This window comes from Flavobacterium sp. WC2416 (assembly GCF_041200095.1).
Taxonomy (GTDB): domain Bacteria; phylum Bacteroidota; class Bacteroidia; order Flavobacteriales; family Flavobacteriaceae; genus Flavobacterium.
On the sequence record NZ_CP165626.1, the window covers coordinates 531,278 to 551,695 of the forward strand.

The 20,418-nt window shown below is 31.3% G+C and carries 18 protein-coding genes and 1 tRNA gene; 7 read left to right on the forward strand and 12 right to left on the reverse strand.

What is annotated here, in order from left to right; all coding sequences use genetic code 11:
- Nucleotides 1–204 precede the first annotated feature (204 nt).
- From mnmG to AB3G39_RS02355, 3 genes are all read right to left on the reverse strand, one after another.
- Nucleotides 205–2,076, reverse strand: a complete 1,872-nt coding sequence (gene mnmG, locus AB3G39_RS02345) for a tRNA uridine-5-carboxymethylaminomethyl(34) synthesis enzyme MnmG (protein ID WP_369765915.1) — start codon at nt 2,074–2,076, stop codon at nt 205–207.
- Nucleotides 2,077–2,247: 171 nt separating this feature from the next.
- On the reverse strand, nt 2,248–2,667 hold the full coding sequence (ybeY, locus tag AB3G39_RS02350) for an rRNA maturation RNase YbeY (protein ID WP_369765916.1): 420 nt from the start codon (nt 2,665–2,667) through the stop codon (nt 2,248–2,250).
- Nucleotides 2,664–5,969, reverse strand: coding sequence for a hypothetical protein (locus tag AB3G39_RS02355; RefSeq protein WP_369765917.1), 3,306 nt, complete (start codon nt 5,967–5,969; stop codon nt 2,664–2,666). The genes ybeY and AB3G39_RS02355 overlap by 4 nt, the downstream gene beginning before the upstream one ends.
- Nucleotides 5,970–6,212: 243 nt before the next feature.
- Here AB3G39_RS02355 and gltX point away from each other — a divergent pair, with 243 nt between their 5' ends.
- Nucleotides 6,213–7,718 (forward strand): glutamate--tRNA ligase, encoded by a 1,506-nt coding sequence (gene gltX, locus AB3G39_RS02360; RefSeq protein WP_369765918.1) that lies wholly within the window; start codon nt 6,213–6,215, stop codon nt 7,716–7,718.
- A 35-nt stretch (nt 7,719–7,753) separates the two neighbouring features.
- On the opposite strand, the gene AB3G39_RS02365 is transcribed toward gltX, so the two are convergent.
- On the reverse strand, nt 7,754–8,395 hold the full coding sequence (locus AB3G39_RS02365) for a PorT family protein (RefSeq protein ID WP_367772753.1): 642 nt from the start codon (nt 8,393–8,395) through the stop codon (nt 7,754–7,756).
- A gap of 76 nt (nt 8,396–8,471) precedes the next feature.
- Between AB3G39_RS02365 and AB3G39_RS02370 the strand changes: the two genes are divergently transcribed.
- On the forward strand, nt 8,472–9,452 hold the full coding sequence (locus tag AB3G39_RS02370; protein WP_367772751.1) for an SPFH domain-containing protein: 981 nt from the start codon (nt 8,472–8,474) through the stop codon (nt 9,450–9,452).
- 18 nt (nt 9,453–9,470) lie between these two features.
- On the opposite strand, the gene AB3G39_RS02375 is transcribed toward AB3G39_RS02370, so the two are convergent.
- The 4 genes from AB3G39_RS02375 to AB3G39_RS02390 all read right to left on the reverse strand — a co-directional run bounded on the left by AB3G39_RS02375 (nt 9,471) and on the right by AB3G39_RS02390 (nt 12,850).
- Nucleotides 9,471–9,734 carry a DUF6327 family protein gene (locus AB3G39_RS02375; protein WP_367772749.1) on the reverse strand — a complete coding sequence of 88 codons (264 nt, stop codon included), beginning with the start codon at nt 9,732–9,734 and terminating at the stop codon, nt 9,471–9,473.
- A gap of 3 nt (nt 9,735–9,737) precedes the next feature.
- On the reverse strand, nt 9,738–10,088 hold the full coding sequence (locus AB3G39_RS02380) for a competence protein (RefSeq protein WP_367772747.1): 351 nt from the start codon (nt 10,086–10,088) through the stop codon (nt 9,738–9,740).
- A 27-nt stretch (nt 10,089–10,115) separates the two neighbouring features.
- The gene (locus AB3G39_RS02385; protein ID WP_369765919.1) at nt 10,116–10,445 is read right to left on the reverse strand and encodes a YtxH domain-containing protein; all 330 of its coding nucleotides are present in this window, start codon (nt 10,443–10,445) and stop codon (nt 10,116–10,118) included.
- A gap of 281 nt (nt 10,446–10,726) precedes the next feature.
- The gene (locus tag AB3G39_RS02390) at nt 10,727–12,850 is read right to left on the reverse strand and encodes a glutamine--tRNA ligase/YqeY domain fusion protein (protein ID WP_369765920.1); all 2,124 of its coding nucleotides are present in this window, start codon (nt 12,848–12,850) and stop codon (nt 10,727–10,729) included.
- A 101-nt stretch (nt 12,851–12,951) separates the two neighbouring features.
- On the opposite strand from AB3G39_RS02390, the gene folB reads away from it, so the two are divergent.
- Both folB and AB3G39_RS02400 read left to right on the forward strand, forming a co-directional pair.
- Nucleotides 12,952–13,311 (forward strand): dihydroneopterin aldolase, encoded by a 360-nt coding sequence (gene folB, locus AB3G39_RS02395; RefSeq protein WP_367772741.1) that lies wholly within the window; start codon nt 12,952–12,954, stop codon nt 13,309–13,311.
- A 70-nt stretch (nt 13,312–13,381) separates the two neighbouring features.
- Nucleotides 13,382–13,452 (forward strand) — tRNA-Cys (locus AB3G39_RS02400).
- A gap of 236 nt (nt 13,453–13,688) precedes the next feature.
- Here the strand turns inward: AB3G39_RS02400 and AB3G39_RS02405 are convergent.
- From AB3G39_RS02405 to rnr, 3 genes are read right to left on the reverse strand one after another with little or no spacing between them, the layout of a single operon-like run.
- Entirely contained in the window at nt 13,689–14,372 is a 684-nt protein-coding gene (locus AB3G39_RS02405) for a LysE family translocator (RefSeq protein ID WP_369765921.1), read from the reverse strand.
- 39 nt (nt 14,373–14,411) lie between these two features.
- Nucleotides 14,412–15,083: a head GIN domain-containing protein gene (locus AB3G39_RS02410; RefSeq protein ID WP_369765922.1), complete on the reverse strand. Its 672-nt coding sequence runs from the start codon at nt 15,081–15,083 to the stop codon at nt 14,412–14,414.
- 7 nt (nt 15,084–15,090) lie between these two features.
- A complete protein-coding gene (gene rnr / locus AB3G39_RS02415; RefSeq protein WP_369765923.1) occupies nt 15,091–17,280 on the reverse strand; it encodes a ribonuclease R in 2,190 nt (729 codons plus the stop codon).
- Nucleotides 17,281–17,401: 121 nt separating this feature from the next.
- Here rnr and AB3G39_RS02420 point away from each other — a divergent pair, with 121 nt between their 5' ends.
- The 3 genes from AB3G39_RS02420 to AB3G39_RS02430 all read left to right on the forward strand — a co-directional run bounded on the left by AB3G39_RS02420 (nt 17,402) and on the right by AB3G39_RS02430 (nt 20,113).
- Complete coding sequence (locus AB3G39_RS02420) at nt 17,402–17,641, forward strand: DUF2007 domain-containing protein (RefSeq protein WP_369765924.1); 240 nt, start codon at nt 17,402–17,404, stop codon at nt 17,639–17,641.
- A 695-nt stretch (nt 17,642–18,336) separates the two neighbouring features.
- A complete protein-coding gene (rpiB, locus tag AB3G39_RS02425) occupies nt 18,337–18,765 on the forward strand; it encodes a ribose 5-phosphate isomerase B (protein WP_367756190.1) in 429 nt (142 codons plus the stop codon).
- A 205-nt stretch (nt 18,766–18,970) separates the two neighbouring features.
- Nucleotides 18,971–20,113: an ATP-binding protein gene (locus tag AB3G39_RS02430; protein WP_369752855.1), complete on the forward strand. Its 1,143-nt coding sequence runs from the start codon at nt 18,971–18,973 to the stop codon at nt 20,111–20,113.
- Here AB3G39_RS02430 and AB3G39_RS02435 read toward each other — a convergent pair.
- Nucleotides 20,096–20,410 carry a DUF1294 domain-containing protein gene (locus AB3G39_RS02435; protein WP_369752854.1) on the reverse strand — a complete coding sequence of 105 codons (315 nt, stop codon included), beginning with the start codon at nt 20,408–20,410 and terminating at the stop codon, nt 20,096–20,098. The genes AB3G39_RS02430 and AB3G39_RS02435 overlap by 18 nt on opposite strands.
- Nucleotides 20,411–20,418 lie beyond the last annotated feature (8 nt).

Here is a 20,418-nt window from a genome sequence, read left to right on the forward strand (position 1 = left end):
TTTATACTTTTTCAAACCAAACCCCAAAAGCACAGAAATACTTTTAGGGTTGTGTTTTATTTATTTTTAAAACTATTCAATAATAACAAGGGTTTCGAGAGTAGTTTCACGTGGAACAAAATGAATTTAGATTGTAGATTAACGATTTTAGATTGCAAATCTAAAACTCAGAAATCGCTAATAATACTATAGCACTCTAAAATATTATCTCCCCATGTAAATCAACAAGACCGAAATATCACTTGGCGAAACTCCACTTATTCTTGACGCTTGAGAAATAGTTACTGGACGTATCTTAGTTAACTTTTGCTTTGCTTCAATAGACATGGATTTGATTTTATGATAATCAAAATCTTCAGGAATTTTCACATCTTCTAAACGAGTTAGCTTATCCGCATTGTTGCGTTCCTTTTCTATGTAACCAGAATACTTCACTTGAATTTCGGCTTGTTCTAATATTTCTTGATCCACATCATTCTCGGAAACATATGTTTTTACTTTTTCAAATTTCATCATATCCTCTAAATCGATTTGAGGACGCGAGAAAATTTTAAACATTTTATCTCCTTGCGAAATCAATGCAGTTTCTTTTGATTCCAAAATTGGATTTGCTTCTGCCATTGTAATACTAGATTCTCGGAAGAAAGCAACCATTTTTTCTGACTCTTTCAATTTGTGCTCCATTCTGCGTAAACGTGCCTCAGAAGCCAAGCCAATTTCGTGCGACATCGGTGTCAACCTAAAATCAGCATTGTCTTGACGCAACAACGTTCTATACTCAGCGCGCGAGGTAAACATTCGATACGGCTCTTCAGTACCTTTAGTAATTAGATCATCAATTAATACTCCAATATAAGCTTCATCACGCTTTAAAATCAATGGCGCTTTTTCATGCACTTTTAAATGCGCATTAATTCCAGCCATCAATCCTTGAGAGGCGGCTTCTTCATATCCTGTAGTTCCATTAATTTGTCCCGCAAAATACAACCCTTCTACCAACTTAGTTTCTAAGGTATGTTTTAATTGTGTTGGAGGAAAATAATCGTACTCGATTGCATAACCCGGACGCAAGAACTGTACTTTCTCAAAACCCACAACAGAACGCATGGCTTTGAATTGAATATCGGCAGGAAGAGAAGTAGAAAAACCATTTACATAAACCTCACAGGTTTTCCAACCTTCGGGCTCTATAAATAGCTGATGTCTTTCTTTATCGGCAAAACGATTTATCTTATCTTCAATAGAAGGACAATATCTAGGCCCTAGACTTTTTATACGACCATTAAACATCGGTGAACGATCAAAACCTTCTCTCAAAATATCATGTACTTCCAGAGATGTATATGTCATATGACAAGAACGTTGATGAACCAACGGAGAAGTTATATCCGAATACGAGAACTTATCTGGTTTCACATCTCCCTTTTCTTCATTCATTTTAGTAAAATCAAGAGAACGACCATCCACACGAGGAGGTGTACCGGTTTTCATTCTACCAGATTCAAACCCTACTTTTATCAAATCTTCGGTGATTCCATAAGCAGCACTTTCCCCTGCTCTACCACCACCAAATTGTTTTTCGCCAACATGAATTAAACCATTCAAAAAAGTTCCATTAGTCAACACAACTGATTTCGCTTTGATTTCGATTCCAAGCGAAGTACGAACTCCTTTTATTTTTCCGTCTTCGATAATAAGTCCTTGAACCATTTCTTGGTAAAAATCCAAATTTGGAGTCCCTTCCAACATCAACCTCCACTCTTCAGCAAAACGCATTCGGTCACTTTGAACTCTTGGCGACCACATTGCAGGCCCTTTTGATTTATTCAACATCTTGAATTGAATCGCCGTACGATCCGAAACAATTCCAGAGTAACCACCAAGCGCATCAATTTCACGAACAATCTGCCCCTTGGCAATTCCACCCATGGCAGGATTACAAGACATCTGCGCGATGTTCTGCAAACTCATTGTTACCAATAAAGTTTTGGAACCTAAATTTGCAGCGGCAGCAGCGGCTTCTGAACCAGCGTGCCCTGCACCAACTACAATAACATCATATTCTTCTTGAAACATTTTCTTTATAAATTAACTCGACTTCGTCGAGAATGGTATTAAAATCTAAGTACTATTTTATTTTTCTAAAAGCACAACTTCCATTGTTCCACGTGGAACTACATTCGCACTAAAAACAATCCACAAGAATTGTTCCACGTGAAACAAAACCAAGAATATCTATATTAGAATTTACTGTTCCACGTGGAACATGGCGATTTTTTCATCTTCTTTAGAACGCATTAAACGTTCGTTATCCTCACCTTTGTCTTTATAGCCACAATAATGCAATACACCGTGGACTAAAACACGTTTCAATTCTTCTTCGAAAGCGACATTAAAATCAACAGCATTGTCTTGTACGCGCTCTACAGATATAAATACATCTCCACTAATCTCATTCCCCATTGTGTAATCAAAGCTTATAATATCAGTCAAGGTATCATGATCTAAATATTCCACATTTATTTTATGTAAATACTCATCATCGCAAAAGATATAATTAATCTCCCCTTCTTTTTTACCTTCAGAAATAATTACAGCAGAAAGCCAGCTAGCGATTGCCTCTTCATTATCTAAATTAAACTCGTTTTCGTAATTAAAATTGATCATTTTTTATTAAAATATTCTTGAACCTTTTGGTTGAAATTGGAGCGCAAAGGTAATGATTGTCTATTTAAAATCTCTATCGTATTTAAATAATCTAACAATGCGTCTGGTAACGGTTTAGATTCATTATTAAAGTCTTTTTTATTTGTTTGTGATTGGCGTTTATTTTCCTCCCCTTGCTCTTGAACGGCTGTTTTTAATTTCAATAATTCCTGCTTAAGATTAAGAATCTTTTGCAGTGTTTCATTCTTAAATCCTTTGTTCAGCAACTGCTTCTCAATTTGTTTCATTTGTTCTAAAACACTTTGTCCTTGATTGCCGTGCCCTTGTTTATTCAACTCATTTTCTAGCGCCTCTCTAAGTTGTTGTTGCTCTTTATAAATCTCCATTATTGCCTTAGCATTTCCTTCTCCTTCTTCCTCAGATTGTGAATCTCCTTTTCCTGGTTTAGAACCCTCACCAGGCTTTCCTTCTTTGTCTTCACCAGGTTTCTTTCCAGCTCCCATTCCTTCCTTGACCTTTTCTCCTATTCCTTCTTGCTTCTTAATTATATCTGGCAATTGCATCCCTGACCCTTCACCCGGTTTTGGTTTACCTGAACCCATTCCTGATAAAGACATTTGCATGCCATTTAATATATCGCTTAAAAAATCACCTAATTTATTAGCTGCAGAAATAGTATATTGTTGATGAGACAACCCTTTTGGAATTTGAGAGTCAGATAAACTCTCCAAAGACTTATCTATATTGTATTGCATGTTTCCTATTTCACGAGTAACATCTTCGGCAATTTTAGGATTACGAACTGACATTGCAAACAGACTATCATCAACATGCTTGAACTGCTGTTTTAAATCCTGTTGCCATTTAATTTTTTTATTAAAAGCTGGAGAACCTGTTTTTAAACTTTTAAACTGCGTCATTAAGTCTTCTTGAGACAAAGAAAAAGCCAATAAATTATCTAAAATTTGACGCAACATTTTTACATCTTCATCTAATTGTTCAATCTCACTTGACTCCAAACTCTGAGCCATTTTCTTAGACATAGACTTCATGTTCTTAGCCGCATTTTTTTGTTTTGGCTTAGCCTTATCTTTATTGTCTTTTTGCAGTTCATCCGATGCTTTCTTTAAATCATCATCAATATTCTTTTCATTGACAGCGTCATCAAATAAATCAAGTGGCGCCTTCAACTCCTTATTGTCTTTCTTTAAATCTTTCAGATCTTCTTGGATTTTGTCAAATGCCTTATTAATTTCATTCTGTTTATCTAACGAATTCTCCTTTACATTATCTGACAATTGATCTTGCTTCTGTGAAAGTTTGTCTAGCTTATCCGCAATCTGTTCTGCCTTTTTATCTACATAATACTTCTTAGTAAGCTCCACCAATTGCTGTAAATTTTTTACTTGGTTTTTACTGTTTTGTTTGAATTTGTCTAGCTTAGATAACAACTCTTCATTTTTAATTTTATCATTCAGATCTTTAAGTTCATCTAATAATTTTTGGTTTTTCTCTAAATCTTTATCGGCATTATCTAATCGCTTTTGTAAAGCCTCCTTCAACTCATCCTTTTCTTTTGATTTGAATTTATTAAGATTGTCTTTCATTTTATCAGCAAATTGCTTCATCAAATCATCTTGTTGTTTTTGACGTTTGATAAAATCATTTACTTCCTGTTGTTCTTTAAATTCAAACTTGTCTTTTTCCTTTCCCGATTTCTGAAGTTTATCTAAATCCGAAATTTGCTTGTTTTGATTTTTTAATGAATTTTCTAAACCCTTGATATTATCATTTTGCTGTTGCAAAAATTGATCTTTCTGCTCTTCATCTGTAGCCACACGATTAGAAAAAACAGATGATTTTGAACTTTTGAAATTATGCACTCCATCGTTATCAAAAACTTCAAAATAATACTCATAAGAAACACCTTTTTCCACTGGAAGATTAGAAGGAAAAGAAAATACGAACTGATCAAATGGTGATGACTTTATTGCAATTGTTCCACGTTTTACATTGATGGGATTCGATTTAGGATAATAAACAACCTGAAGCTTTGATAATCCATAATCATCAGAAATTTGACCTAAAACATAGTTGCGATCCACGTTTAAACTATCCGGTGCAGTATGCACTTGTATGGCAGGGAACTGATCTTTGATTATAGATAACTGATAATTTAATTTTTCGTAATTATTTACTCTATTATTGGAGGTAATAATTTGATAATCTGTATTTTGAAGTATATTTTTAGACAAAACAAACTTGTTTTCCTCTTTTGAAAAGGGAAATTCCACCTTATCACTAAACCACACTACATTTTCAGTAGCCAGCGTCTTCATTTTCCATACAACACGTGTTCCTTCGGGTACAATTGCATTACCTGTTCCTTGAATTACTTCTGATTTCTTATTTAAATAAGACGGATAATTCAATTGCATTTCAAAATCCACAATAGATGGAACAACTATAACTTTTAACTCATAATCCGGAGACGAAACTGTGTTGGCTTCTAAATGAAAAGAAATAGCCGTACTAGGATTTGCTATTTTAAAATGAAACTCGCCGTTGCCGTTTTTTTCTAAAAAATAACTTTCGTTAGCTATAAAAATCATAACATTTTCAGGAACAACAGAACCAATAGTTTTTACTCTAAGAATAAAATCCTTATTCTGTTCTGTTTGTAAAGCGGAATTCAGCACCATAAATTGAAATGGAGCTGGTGCCAAAAATGCAGTATTAAAGTGCACTACTCTATTTAAACTTTGAGAAATAATACTTTTATTGCCGGATACAAAAAAAGCACTAAATAACAAAACAGGAATAATGGCTAATGGCAAATACTTTTTATTCGAATTAAAATTAATTGCATTACTAAAAGGAATCGGTTCTAAAGCATTTGCCTTTTGTTCGATTGATGCGAGTAACAATTCTGATTTAGAATTTATAGACGTAGCATCCGAAAGTTGAATAAAATTAGTCAACGTATCATTAACATTTGCAAAATGACTACCAATAATTTTGGACGCTTGTTTATAATCTAACCCTTTTTGAAATTTAAACAATTTAAAAATTGGGAACAGAATATAGCGAAAGAAAAGAAACCCTTCAACTCCAAGAAAAATCCAAAACAAAAACATCCTTCCTATTGGCTTAAGCCAAAGAAAATATTCTACAAAAAGAGTAAATAGAAAATACAGCAAACCCAAACCGATAAAGAAAACGATTCCTCGTATCAATTCATTTAAATAAAACTTTCTAATGAAAGCTTCTAATTTTTGATAAATAAAATTTGAATTCTCCAAAATCTATAACTGTTTTATATAACCAATAAAAGTAACAATTTATATGAAATGAACATCAGAAAAAAGTACTCAAAATACCAAACATAACATGTGAATTATATATGACCAATGAAAAACAATAAATAGCTACATGTCAATAAAGAAATGTTAAAAGGATGCAAAGTTGAAAATGATGGAATTACCCGATTTCAAATAAACCATTTGAATAATTGAAATTGTATCTTTGCATCAAAATTTACAAAAATGTCAAACCCAATTCGCGTGCGTTTTGCACCAAGTCCAACAGGACCTTTACATATTGGCGGTGTACGTACTGCTTTATTTAATTATTTGTTTGCCAAAAAAAATGGTGGAACTTTCTATTTAAGAATTGAAGATACAGATCAAAATCGTTTTGTTCCAGGTGCCGAAGCATATATAATGGAAGCATTAGAATGGTTAGGAATTGCCCCTGATGAAACAATTGGAAAGAACGAAAAGTTTGGACCTTACCGTCAAAGCGAAAGAAAACATTTGTATAAAGAATACGCTGATCAATTAATCAATTCAGGTTGGGCTTATTACGCATTTGATACTCCAGAAGCGTTAGATGCTTTTAGAAAATCAGAAGAAGAACAAGGGAAAACATTCATTTACAATCATACAAATAGAGAAAAACTAGATACTTCTTTAGTTATTTCAGCAGAGGAAACTGCTAAAAGAATTGCAAATGGAGAACATTATGTAATCCGTTTTAAAACACCAGTAGATGAAACGTTACAACTTCATGATATCATTCGTGGTGATGTGAAATTTGAAACTAGTTTACTGGATGATAAAGTATTGTTTAAAAGTGATGGAATGCCAACCTACCATTTGGCAAATATTGTAGATGATCATTTAATGGAGACTTCGCATGTAATCCGTGGAGAAGAATGGTTGCCTTCCATGCCTTTACATGTTTTATTATACAGAGCTTTTGGTTGGAAAGCACCAGAATTTGCTCACCTGCCCTTGATTTTAAAACCTGTTGGAAATGGTAAATTATCAAAGCGTGATGGAGACAAACTAGGTTTTCCAGTATTTCCATTAGAATGGAAAACAGAAGAAGGTATTTCAACTGGTTATAGAGAAAACGGATTCTTTCCTGAAGCTGTTGTTAACTTCTTGGCTTTATTAGGTTGGAATGATGGAACGGAACAAGAGTTATTCTCCTTAGAAGAATTAGTTGAAAAATTTGACTTAAACAGAGTACATAAAGCGGGTGCTAAATTTGATCCAGAGAAAAACAAATGGTTCAATCACCAGTATCTAATTAAGGCAGATGATCCTACTTTGGCGAAAGCCTTCACTCCTATTTTAAAAGAAAAAGGATTTACAGTAGATGAAAATGTCGTGACAAAAGTGGTTTCTTTAATCAAAGAAAGAGCACATTTTGTATCTGAATTTTGGGAAATGAGTGATTTCTTTTTTGTGGCTCCTACAACCTATGATGAAAAAGCAAGAAAAAACTGGAAGGAAGATACTCCTGCATTAATGCAAGAATTGATTTCGGTTGTTGAAGAAATTACCGATTTTACCTCGATGAACATAGAAACGATTGTTAAAGATTGGATGACGAAAAACGAAATAGGAATGGGTAAAGTAATGCAACCATTCCGTTTGAGCTTAGTTGGCGCACTGAAAGGTCCTCACCTATTTGATATCGTAGAAGTAATTGGAAAAGACGAAACGATTAAGAGAATTCAAAAAGCAATAGCTACTTTATAAAAACAAAAAAAGTCCCGATAAACTCGGGACTTTTTTTATAAATACAATAGAATATTACCATTCAGAATTCCTGGGTTTCCTTTAAAATCATATCCTAAATTTTTAGAATTTAAATTCCCTAGCATATTATTGACACCATATTGATAGGACACATTAAATCGGAAATGTTTCACTCCAGTAGTTAATCCAACTGTTGGATAAAAATTAAACTTAGAAATATCCACAATATCTTTAGCTAATAAAGTAGTTCCTGAAATAACATTATTCTCTTCTTCGGGTTTGATTTTAAATTTTCCGTTTATTTGTACAATTGGGCCAAACTCAACACTCAACACATTTTCAACTAAAACAAAACTTAATTGCAATGAAATTTGAGCTGAAGGTAATTTATAGTTTACATCTTTATGCCCAAATCCAACATTATTTGTTTGAACTAAAAAATTGTTTTCTGAAAACTGAATTGAATAAACCATATCCCAATTGTCGTAGAAATTTCCTCGAACGGAAAGCCCCGTATTCCAACCCAAATCAGGTTTTGTTTGAAAGTTATTGGTGTTTAAGGTAAATTGATTTACACCAACAGTAATTCCAATTCTATTAGAATCCCTATAGCCATACTGGGCAAATGTTATACAAGTAAAAAAAAATAAAACGAAGGATGTAACTAGCTTTTTCATATAATAACAGTAAACTAACACAAACCTAAAGATTTTTCGTAATTTAACAGTAATTTTTAAACTAAATTATATAATTATGAACATTGCATTACTTATTATTCTTGTTTTTGGATTCTTTATCTTACTCTCCTCCTTCTTTACTGTCAAACAACAATCGTCAGTAATTATAGAACGATTTGGAAAATTTCACAGCGTAAGACAATCGGGTTTACATTTAAAAATTCCATTGATTGATAGAGTTGCAGGACGCGTAAATCTAAAAATCCAACAACTGGATGTTATTATCGAAACCAAAACAAAAGACAACGTATTTGTAAAACTTAAAGTTTCAGTACAGTTTATGGTTGTAAAAGATACCGTGTATGATGCCTTTTATAAACTTGAATATGCACATGATCAAATCACCTCTTATGTATTTGATGTGGTTCGTGCCGAAGTTCCAAAACTAAAACTGGATGATGTATTTGAAAGAAAAGATGATATTGCTATTGCAGTAAAAAGAGAATTGAATGAAGCTATGACCACTTACGGTTACACTATCATCAATACTTTAGTTACTGATATTGATCCAGATATTCAAGTTAAAAACGCCATGAACAGAATAAATGCTGCTGATAGAGAAAAAACGGTAGCTGAATTTGAAGCAGAAGCATCAAGAATTAGAATTGTAGCTAAGGCCAAAGCAGAAGCCGAAAGTAAGCGTTTACAAGGACAAGGTATTGCTGATCAAAGAAGAGAGATTGCAAGAGGACTGGTAGAAAGTGTGGATGTATTGAACAGAGTTGGAATAAACTCACAAGAAGCCTCGGCCCTTATAGTAGTTACGCAACATTACGACACATTACAAGCCATTGGCGCAGACTCCAATTCAAATTTAATTTTATTACCTAATTCACCACAAGCAGGAAGCGAAATGCTAAATAACATGGTAGCTTCATTTAGTGCATCCAATCAAGTGGGAGAAATGATGAAAAAAACAAATAGAAAACAAGCGAAGAAAGAAGTAAAAGAAATTGAACCTTCAAGAGAAGAAGATGAAGCAGAAGAAGAAATATAACAACAACAAAAAAGAGGCTTAACGGCCTCTTTTTTTAAATATCCATTTTGTTATAAATGGAAATGCCAATCCTATAATCTTTCCATAAGGTCCTGGAATACTTGGACTAAATGAGCTTACAATACCACTTACAGCATTTTTCATGATGTTTTTTGGCTCTAAATTCTCTTTTACACCTTGTATCTCTAAATGGATTTTTTGAAGGTTTATTTCCTTCTCAATTTTTAAAATTTCTAGTTCTCTATCAATCTGAGCATATGACGAATATTTTCTTGTTCCCATAATTTAGTCGTTAAAAAATATTTCTGAAAATTTCTCTAAAAGAGGTCCTTCAATCATTTTATCTTTTATTAAAAATAACAGCATAGTAAAGAAAAAATAGATCCCTCCTACAATTAAAAAACCCAAAGGATAACTATCAAAATAATTTCCAATAGCAAAAGCTAGAGCAAAGGAACAAAAGAATAAAACCATAGCAATACCTAATAAAATTAATGAAAATTTTAAAAATGCTGTAGTCGATTTCATCGCCATCTTGAAACTACGTAATTTATAATACTCAAGACTATTTTCTAAGTATTTAGTAACATGTTCCTGAATATTCTCTGAATTTTCTTTTAATTCTTCAAAAGCCATATTTTGATTTTTTTAAATTCTATTCGTTTATTTTTGAAGCTTGGCATTTTGTTCTTTTAATTCGGCCAATTTTATTTCCAGAAAAGAAATAACATCTTCCGTTTTGTGACTCATATCAGAAAGTAAATCAACATACGTTTCTTCTAAATCTAATTTAGCACTTTTTAATTTGTGTTTCATTTCACCAGAAAAATCATCTAATTTATATTTAAAATCCTTTTGCGCATCTTTATATCCGTCTTTAATTTTTCCTCTAGTTCTTGATCCTTTATCTGGAGCAAATAAAATTCCTATTCCCGCTCCAATAGCAGCACCAGTTAAAATGGCTAATAATGTATTTCCTGTACTATTTGACATAACTCTATTTTTAAAATTTATACTTTTTATAAAGTTAGCTATTTTATTAACACATTGCTGTTAACAAGCCGTTAAAGTGAGAATTATTGTGCTAAAAACGATTATGAAGATTATAGAAGGATAAAAAAACATAAATCATAATAAGATAACCTTAAAATATAAAAATGCTTTAAAAACGTTCTTTTAAAGCTGTTTTTAATTACTAAATCTGATGTTTTTTAAAAAAAGTATAGAAAATATCAATAATAAAAAAACACCTTAAATAAAGGTGTTTTTGATAATTATAATTGATGAAGTACTTGGTCTATAATCTCCGATTCTCTTTCGGTAGTACTTTTGGTTGGATTTGATTTTAGTTTTAAAATCTCCTCTTTAAAAGAACTTACATATTCTAAATCATATTCGAGATCTCTTAAATTCAAAAGTGTTTTTGATCTAACAAATGTAGATTCACTTCTCAAAGACATTAAAAATAATTTAGAAAGTTCTTCTTTATCAAAATCGGCTGATTTTAAATTGGAATATTTTAAAATAAAATTAGCAAACAACAACGAAGCTTTATTATTGTTAATATTCTTTTTGAAAGAATTTTGTAATAAACTATAATTCGCAATCGCTGCTATGGTTTCACCAATACTATTTTCAATAGCCAAACGTTCCGGTTTAGTAGCTACTTTAAAATATTTATTGATTTCTTTTAAAGAATTATTGATACTATTTAGTTCTTTCTTTCCTTTTTCTTCCCAGGCATCTTTTAAACCAACTGTTTTATTAAATACTAATTTAGAAGGAGTTGAATCTTTATCCACATTGAAATAACCCAATCGTTGAAATTGGAATTTATCTCCACTAACAGCAGTTGCTAGACTAGGTTCAACATATCCCGTAACCGTTTCTAGAGAAGTTTTGTTCATGAAATCAAGAAAGTTTTTATCTTTATGACTGTCTGGTGCTTCATCTATAAATAAACGATCATACAAACGAACTTCAGCTGGAACGGCATGTTTAATAGAAACCCAATGCAAGGTTCCCGCTACTTTACGTTTAGATGCTTCACTCCCACTCCCACTTAAAGAATCCGTATCATAAGTAACATGAATTTCAGTAATATTTCCTTCACTATCTTTTACAACACTTTCTCCTTTAATGATATAGGCATTTTTAAGACGCACTTCATTACCTAAACTTAAACGGAAAAATTTGGCTGGAGCCACTTCTAAAAAGTCTTCTCTTTCAATATATAATTCTCTAGAAAAAGGAACTTGTCTAAAACCTGCAGTTTCATCTTCTTGATTATTTTCTGCTTCTAATGATTCTTCTTTTCCTTCTGGATAATTAGTAATAATAACTTTAACAGGATCTAAAACTGCCATCACTCTAGGAGCCGTTTTATTTAAATCTTCGCGTAAGCAAAATTCTAAAAGAGAAACATCAATGATATTTTCTCGTTTAGCAACACCAATCGTATCACAAAATTTACGGATAGAATTAGCGGTATATCCTCTTCTTCTTAATCCAGAAATAGTAGGCATTCTAGGATCATCCCAACCATTTACAATGTTTTCTTGAACCAATTGCAATAACTTACGTTTGCTCATCACTGTATAATTCAAGTTCAAACGAGCAAATTCATATTGATGTGGTTTCACCTTAGTATCATCGTAAATTTGATCCAAGAACCAATTGTATAATTCTCTATGCATTACAAATTCTAGTGTACAAATAGAGTGCGAAATTTGTTCTATATAATCACTTTCGCCATGAGCATAATCATACATAGGATAGATTTTCCAATCGTTTCCAGTTCTATGATGATGACGATGTAAAATACGATACATTAATGGATCACGCATTAACATATTAGTAGAAGTCATATCAATTTTGGCACGTAAAACATGACTTCCTTCTGGAAAATCACCGTTTTTCATTCCTTCAAATAAAGTCAAATTCTCCTCGATAGAACGGTTTCTATAAGGTCCATCAACACCTGGTTGCGTAGGAGTTCCTTTTTGAATAGCCATATCTTCGGATGATTGACTGTCAATATAAGCCATCCCTTTATTGATCATGATAATAGCCCAATCGTATAATTGTTGGAAATAATCAGAAGCATAATGTTCTTCATCCCAATTAAAACCCAACCATTGCAAATCTTCTTTAATAGCATCTACATACTCCTGCTCTTCTTTGGCAGGATTTGTATCATCAAAACGTAAATTTACAGGTGCATTATAACGTAAACCCAATCCAAATTGCAAACAAATCGATTTAGCATGACCAATATGTAAATAACCATTAGGTTCTGGCGGAAAACGGAAACGGAGTTTATCTTTTGGAAATCCATCAGTTAGGTTTTCCTCTATGATTTGTTCTATAAAATGGAGTGATTTATCTTCAGTTGACATTATTTTGTTTTATTTTAGCAAAGGTAAAAAAAAGTTTAAGGATTAACGTTTAAAGTTAACACAAGAAACGGTAAACTGCTAACATTAAATAAAAAATTAAAATGGGAACTATTAAACTAAAAAATATACGCACCTATTCTTATCACGGTTGTTTGATAGAAGAAGGAAAAATTGGTTCAGATTACTCCGTTGACTTAGAAATTAAAACCGATTTAAGAAAATCATGTATCAGTGATGATCTACATGATACGGTAGATTATGTTCTATTAAACCGAATTGTAGTTGAAGAAATGGAGATTCGTTCCCATTTATTAGAACATGTAGGTCATCGAATAATAACAAGAGTTTTTAATGAAATTCCCGAAGTGTCAAGAATCCTTCTTGGTGTATCAAAACTAAACCCTCCTATTGGTGGTGATGTAGAATCAGTTACAATAGAATTAGAAGAATATAGAAGTTAAAAACAAAACTTTTGGACTAAAAGTTTTAAACTTTGGAGATTTTAGTTACTTTTGCAGTCCATTAAACAATGGCGTCGTGGCCGAGTGGCTAGGCTGGGCTCTGCAAAAGCTCCTACTGCGGTTCGAATCCGCACGATGCCTCAAAAGAGATACAGCAATGTATCTCTTTTTTTATATCTAATTTTTAAAGAATTGTTTCACAGAGATTCACAAAGAAGCTACAGAGATTTACATACTTTTAAAACTATTGACATAATAAAAGCTATTTATAAAACGTAACTTTTTTTAATTTCTTAATGGTAAAATCTTAATTCAATACATTTTTAAACATAAAAAAACCGCTCAATTAGAGCGGTTTACATCTATTTTATAAAAATTTAATGTTGTTTTTCTATTTTCTGAAAAGCGTTTTTAACCATTTCTTTTTCTTTTGGAAACCAGCCTTGAGTTATTAACACTAGTCCAAAAACCATTAGAACTACACTTATTCCTTTTTTTATTTTAAGAATATTAGTAGGTGTCATTTTCGTTTTTAATTGTTTAGCTAATAATATTTTAATACAATCAACCAATAAATAAGTGATGATTACAGTACTAAAAAAAGTTAACATTCTGGAATTTTCCATATCTAATTTTGGACCAACAGAAATAATAATAGCTAACCAAAATCCTAATACTCCAATGTTAATAATGTTTAAAAAGAATCCTTTTATAAAAAGACTTAAGTAATTTTTTTTGATGATTTCTTTGTCAATTTCTGCAGTATTTATTTTTTTTTCTTTTCGTAAACTAATGAACGAAATAACACCATAAGCTAACATTAAAATACCTCCAAATATAAAAAGAGCAGGTTTGTCTTTTAAACTTTGAATTAATCTAAAACTACCTAAATATGCAATTCCAATAAAACAAATATCACCTAAGACCACACCTAAATCAAAAACTAAAGCCGCTCTAAATCCTTTTATTATACTTGTTTCAAGTAAAATAAAAAAAACGGGACCTATCATAAAGCTTAAGAAAATTCCCCAAGGAATACCTGATAAAATATCGTTAACCATTAATAATTGAAATTTGTTTTGGAATAAAAAGATTGCAATTTAATTTTTTTCTATAATTTTTCCACCAAAAAGGGTTTCTTTATTTATCTGTTCTGGTTTTCCATACACATAAATAGCTCCTCCAGCCTTTACTTTTGCATCCACTAATACTTTAGCATTAATTTCAGCATTTCCTCCTGCAGAAACGTTTATTGAGGTTTGTGATGTCTCTAATTCTTTCGCTTTTAAAACACCTCCAGACATAATTACTACATCTTGATTAACAGCAGTCCCGGATAATTCTATTATCCCACCACTAACGGCTTTTACATTTACTTTTTTAGTTCCATCTAATTGTAAATTGATCTCTGCTCCTTCTCTAACATTTAAATCCAAGATAGTTTCTTTAAAAACACCATCACTTGAAACATAAGAACCTTCACTAGCTGCTATTCCATCAATGTTTTTAAAATACAATTTGATAGAAATATCATTTCCTGATAATAATTTAGGAAATGGCATTCTTATTTTAAGTTCTCCATTATTATTTACAAACTCAACTTCATCTTCCCTATCTCCAGTAATAATTGCTTTATTTTCTGAGGACGAAATTAATTTAACATTCAGTTTATCAAAAACTTTAATAGTATTAAAGTCACCAATGTTCTTAGTGACTTGAGCAAAAGTAGTTTGAACTACTAATGCAAGAGTTAAAATCAATACTTTTTTCATAATTTGTTTATTTTACAGGTTCATCAATTCTTCTTAAAAAATTAAAATCCAATTGTTTTTTAACTAAATCGGCATTTTTAACCTTAACGAAGATTTCGTCTCCTAATTGTAATAATTGATTTGAAGTTGCTCCAACCAATGCATATTGTTTTTCATCAAAAGTGTAATAATCGTCTTTTATATCCCGAATACGCACCATTCCTTCACATTTGTTTTCTATAATTTCAACATAAATTCCCCATTCGGTCACTCCTGAAATTACACCTAAAAACTCTTGATCTTGATGATCTTGCATGTATTTTACCTGCATGTACTTGATAGAATCCCTTTCGGCATTAGTTGCTAAACCTTCCATAGTAGAACAATGCAAACACTTGGTTTCATACAATTCTTCATCGGCTGATTTGGCTCCATCTAAATAAAACTGTAGCAAACGGTGTACCATAACGTCAGGATAACGACGAATTGGTGAAGTAAAATGAGAATAATAATCAAATGCTAGTCCATAATGACCAATATTATCAGTTGAATACTTGGCTTTACTCATCGAACGAATAGCCAAAGTATCAATTAAATTTTGCTCTTTTTTACCATTAACATCTTCCATTAATTTGTTTAAAGCTTGGGAAATAGAACCTTGCTGAAAATCTATTTTATAACCAAACTTAGAAATAAGCGCTTGCATAGCAAAAAGTTTATCTTCATTTGGCTCATCATGAATTCTATAGATGAATGTTTTCTTTTGTTTTCCAATATATTCTGCCACTTTCTTATTAGCTAAAAGCATGAACTCTTCAATCAAATGATTGGCATCTTTAGACACTTTAAAATAAACACCTTCTGGTTCGCCTTCTTCACTTAAATTAAATTTTACTTCCACTTTATCAAATGAAATTGCACCGTCAGCCATTCTTTTTCTTCTAAAAATCTTAGCTAATTCATCTAATTTAAGCGTTGCTGCGACAATTTCAGGAGAAACTTGATATGAACTACCTGTAATCGAAATTTCTTCCGGAATGGTATCGTCTTTCGTTTCTATGATGTATTGCGCTTCTTCATAAGCAAATCGTTGATCTGAATAGATTACTGTTCGACCAAACCATTGGTTGATAACCTCACTTTTCTCAGAGATTTCAAAAACAGCTGAAAAAGTATATTTTTCTTCTTGTGGACGCAATGAACAAGCAAAATTAGACAATACTTCAGGTAACATAGGTACTACCCTATCTACTAAATAGACTGATGTAGCACGTTGATAGGCTTCATCATCTAGTATTGTTCCTTCTTCTAGATAATACGAAACATCGGCAATATGAATTCCTATTTCGTAATTTCCATTTTCTAATTTTTTAAATGATAAAGCATCATCAAAATCTTTTGCATCTTTTGGATCAATGGTGAATGTTAGTGTATCACGCATATCACGACGATTAGCAATTTCAGTTTCAGTAATTGAAGTATCAATTTTTTGTGCATACGTTTCTACTTCAATAGGAAACTCTGATGGTAAACCATATTCGGCTAAAATAGCATGAATTTCCGTATCGTGCTCTCCAGGTTTACCTAGTACTTTTATTACTTTTCCAAAAGGACTATCGGCTCTGGAAGGCCAATCTTCGATATGAACTAAAACAACATCTCCTTGCTCTGCTTCTCCTATTTTATCCTTTGGAATAAAAATATCGGTATACATTTTTGGGTTGGCTGTTGAAACAAAAGAGAAATTCTTTTGGATGTCAATCACTCCAACAAAATCAGTTTTATTTCGTTCGATAACTTCAATAACCTCACCTTCAGGTCTTTTCCCTTTTCTTCGGTTATAAACATATACTTTGACAATGTCTTTATCTAAAGCATGATTTAAATTATTCGTTGGAATAAATACATCTTCCTCTAATTCAGCACAGACAAAATAAGCTGTTTTACGGCCTGTCATGTCTATTTTACCTTCGTAATATTCTTTACTAGCGGCTTTAATTAAATATTTTCCAGGTTCTGACTCGATAATTTTGTTTTGAGAAGCAAGAATCTTTAAATCTTTAATAATTTGATTTCTACTTTGTGTATCATCAAGTTCCAACTTTGCTCCTATTTGTTTATAATTGAATGCTTTATTAGCACTTTGCGATAGTATTTTTATAATTTGTTCAGAGAACTCTTTCTCTTTTTTTACCGGCTTTCTTAATCTTTTACTCATAAATCTTTTCTTAAAAGTCGAAAATTACAAAATAGTTAACAGTTATAAGAAAATAGCGGTCAGTTTTAAAGAAAATATAACTTTCACTAGATAGTTGTATCTTTATACAAAGAATCAAATTATGGAAGCATTTATCACTATCGCCGTTTTTGACTACATTCATGAAATTGAAATACTGAAACATCGATTAGATCAAGAAGGATTGCAATACTTTTTTCAAAACGAAATTATGTCTTCTTTTGCACCAATGTACTCAACCGCTTTGGGAGGAATCCAACTTAAAATTCATCCTAACGATTTTTCAAGTGTAAAAACTATTCTTCAAGAAATGAGATACGATAACAATTTAAAAATCGTTTAATTTTTTTGAAAGTTGTCAACACATATATAATACAACAAAAAGAAAAATTAAAATTAAATTATTTATTAATGGGTATTATAGCATGTTAATAGCTACTATAAATTTATTTTAAAATGCTATGATATTAAGTTATAGTATGTTATTTATAGTTATTAACATAGTTATTTTTATCTAAGTCTTTAGTTTTAAAGAGTTACTATATTTTAATTAACAACAGTTAATAAACTAAAACCATTTCAATTTGTAAATAAGTATTTTTTTTATTTTTGTTGATAAACCTATTTTAAGTATTAATAACTTTTCTAAAAATTCAGTAAACTAAATTAGGTTTTTAAAAGTGGGTTTTGGATTACTTATTTTTTTAATAGAACCAAAAAATACTTCTAATATTCTATCCGAAGTTATTAACATTTAATGTTAATTTAAAGTTAACTGAATATCAAGCAATTGCGTTTCACTATTAACAATGTAAAATATTAACATTTTATTTTCGAATTATTTATTGATTATCAATGATTTATGTATTTATGAAAATTGTGGATAACTCATAAATAGATAGCAATCTGATAGTTATAATACATGTAAATAGATACTTTTTAAAGGACTTTATTTTTTTAACAAATAAACAAAAGCTTCATTTATAATATCCAATAATCTTTTGGTAAATTTGCACCACACAACTTAACAGATATAAAATGAAAATCTCAATAGGGAACGATCACGCTGGACCAGATTATAAAAAAGCCATTGTTGAAATGCTTATAGCAAAGGGTCACGAAGTAACTAATTATGGAACAGATTCAGAAGATAGTGTAGATTATCCTGATTTTGGACATCCTGTAGCTACAGATGTTACTGAAGGAAAAGCAGATTTTGGGATCGTTATTTGCGGAAGCGGAAATGGAATTGCAATGACAGTAAATAAACATCCTAAAGTGAGAGCTGGTTTATGTTGGACTAAAGAGATTGCATATTTAACACGTTTACATAACGATGCTAATATTGTAAGTATTCCTGCTCGTTTTACCTCTATTCCGCAAGCAGTAGAAATTGTAGAAACTTTTCTAGCTACTGAATTCGAAGGAGGAAGACATCAAAATAGAGTGAATAAAATTTCTTGTTAATAAGGATTTTATAAAAAAATTGCGGGCCAAGGCCCAATTATTTTAGACGAGCTGAGTTTTAAACTTGGCTCGTTTTTTATTTCTATTGACTGAATTAACGTTAATTTAATTATTGTACTGACTGAATTTACATTAATTCAGTCAATGTACTGACTGAATTATTATTTTTTATGTATATTTGAATTGTGTTTATAATTCAAAATAAATGAAAAGTCATTTAAAAAGAGCGATTTTTGATTCCTTTAGTAAAAAAGTACTACCTAATAAAGTATTGATTTTACTAGGTGCACGACGTGTTGGTAAAACAGAATTGATTAAAAATTATTTAGAAAATATTCCATCACCGACCTATTTACAATTAAATGGAGAGGATATTAATGACGCTAATTTACTCAAAGAGCGGTCGGTGGTTAATTACAAACGATTATTAGCTAATATAGATTTATTAGTTATTGATGAAGCCCAAACAATTCCTGAAATTGGTTTGATTTTAAAGTTGATTGTTGATAGTATTGAAGGTATTAAAATTATAGCTACAGGTTCTTCTATTTTCGATTTAAACAACACATTAGGCGAACCATTAGTAGGCCGTAAAAATACCTTATACCTTTATCCGCTGGCACAATTAGAGTTTTCAATACAAGAAAATTATAAGCAAACCATAGAAAAATTAGAAGAAAGACTGCTCTTTGGTAGTTATCCCGAGTTAATGCAATATCCTGATTGGGAAGAAAAAAAAGAGTATTTATTCGAAATAATTAATTCCTACTTACTTAAGGATATCCTTGTTTTTGAAGGGATAAAACATGCCGATAAAATATATAATTTACTGCGGTTGATTGCTTTCCAGATTGGGAAGGAAGTTTCAATACAAGAGTTAGCGAATCAATTGCAATTATCCAAAAATACGGTTGTTAATTATTTAGACTTATTGTCTAAGGTGTTTATCATTTTTAAAGTAGAAGGATTTAGTCGTAATCTTCGAAAAGAAATTGTAAAATCAAGTCGTTGGTATTTTTATGATAACGGTATCAGAAACGGAATTATAAATAATTTCAACCGATTAGAATCAAGAACAGATGTTGGTGATTTATGGGAAAACTATTTGGCTGTAGAGCGTATTAAGAAGCAAGAATACCAAAAATTGAAAACTAAAAATTATTTTTGGCGCACCTATGACCAGCAAGAGTTAGACTGGTTAGAAGAAAAGGGACAATCATTGGCCGGCTTTGAATTTAAATGGAATGAGAACAAAAAAGCTAAAGTTCCTACGGCTTTCGCCAAAGCGTATCCAGAAGCTAATTTTGAGGTAATAAATAAGTCAAATTATTTAGATTTTATATTGTAATCTAAGACTAGACCAACTCTTAGGACCTAGTAAACCAGTATAGAATAAAGCATATATAATTGCAATTTGCAGTACTAGAATTCCAAAATACTTCCATAAAAACGAGTATTTTGACGTTTTATGTCTAAAAATCAACATAGCAATTCCAGCTCCAATAGTGCCTCCAAAGGCTACAAAACTTAAAAGAGTTTTCTCTGGAATTCTTCTTTTTTGTGCTTTTGCTAAATATTTATCATAACCAGTTAATACAAAGGCAATACCATTTATAATCAAAAAACAGTAGAATAAAAGAGTCATTTAACTTA

What these genes read in the sequence shown, in the direction of transcription:
- mnmG (WP_369765915.1), bottom strand. Translation starts at nt 2,076, where the DNA reads ATGTTTCAAGAAGAATATGATGTTATTGTAGTTGGTGCAGGGCACGCT.
- ybeY (WP_369765916.1), bottom strand. Translation starts at nt 2,667, where the DNA reads ATGATCAATTTTAATTACGAAAACGAGTTTAATTTAGATAATGAAGAG.
- folB (WP_367772741.1), top strand. Translation starts at nt 12,952, where the DNA reads ATGGGAACTATTAAACTAAAAAATATACGCACCTATTCTTATCACGGT.
- rpiB (WP_367756190.1), top strand. Translation starts at nt 18,337, where the DNA reads ATGAAAATCTCAATAGGGAACGATCACGCTGGACCAGATTATAAAAAA.
- AB3G39_RS02385 (WP_369765919.1), bottom strand. Translation starts at nt 10,445, where the DNA reads ATGTCAAATAGTACAGGAAATACATTATTAGCCATTTTAACTGGTGCT.
- AB3G39_RS02365 (WP_367772753.1), bottom strand. Translation starts at nt 8,395, where the DNA reads ATGAAAAAGCTAGTTACATCCTTCGTTTTATTTTTTTTTACTTGTATA.
- AB3G39_RS02430 (WP_369752855.1), top strand. Translation starts at nt 18,971, where the DNA reads ATGAAAAGTCATTTAAAAAGAGCGATTTTTGATTCCTTTAGTAAAAAA.
- AB3G39_RS02420 (WP_369765924.1), top strand. Translation starts at nt 17,402, where the DNA reads ATGGAAGCATTTATCACTATCGCCGTTTTTGACTACATTCATGAAATT.
- AB3G39_RS02410 (WP_369765922.1), bottom strand. Translation starts at nt 15,083, where the DNA reads ATGAAAAAAGTATTGATTTTAACTCTTGCATTAGTAGTTCAAACTACT.
- AB3G39_RS02405 (WP_369765921.1), bottom strand. Translation starts at nt 14,372, where the DNA reads ATGGTTAACGATATTTTATCAGGTATTCCTTGGGGAATTTTCTTAAGC.
- AB3G39_RS02370 (WP_367772751.1), top strand. Translation starts at nt 8,472, where the DNA reads ATGAACATTGCATTACTTATTATTCTTGTTTTTGGATTCTTTATCTTA.
- gltX (WP_369765918.1), top strand. Translation starts at nt 6,213, where the DNA reads ATGTCAAACCCAATTCGCGTGCGTTTTGCACCAAGTCCAACAGGACCT.
- AB3G39_RS02390 (WP_369765920.1), bottom strand. Translation starts at nt 12,850, where the DNA reads ATGTCAACTGAAGATAAATCACTCCATTTTATAGAACAAATCATAGAG.
- AB3G39_RS02375 (WP_367772749.1), bottom strand. Translation starts at nt 9,734, where the DNA reads ATGGGAACAAGAAAATATTCGTCATATGCTCAGATTGATAGAGAACTA.
- rnr (WP_369765923.1), bottom strand. Translation starts at nt 17,280, where the DNA reads ATGAGTAAAAGATTAAGAAAGCCGGTAAAAAAAGAGAAAGAGTTCTCT.
- AB3G39_RS02435 (WP_369752854.1), bottom strand. Translation starts at nt 20,410, where the DNA reads ATGACTCTTTTATTCTACTGTTTTTTGATTATAAATGGTATTGCCTTT.
- AB3G39_RS02380 (WP_367772747.1), bottom strand. Translation starts at nt 10,088, where the DNA reads ATGGCTTTTGAAGAATTAAAAGAAAATTCAGAGAATATTCAGGAACAT.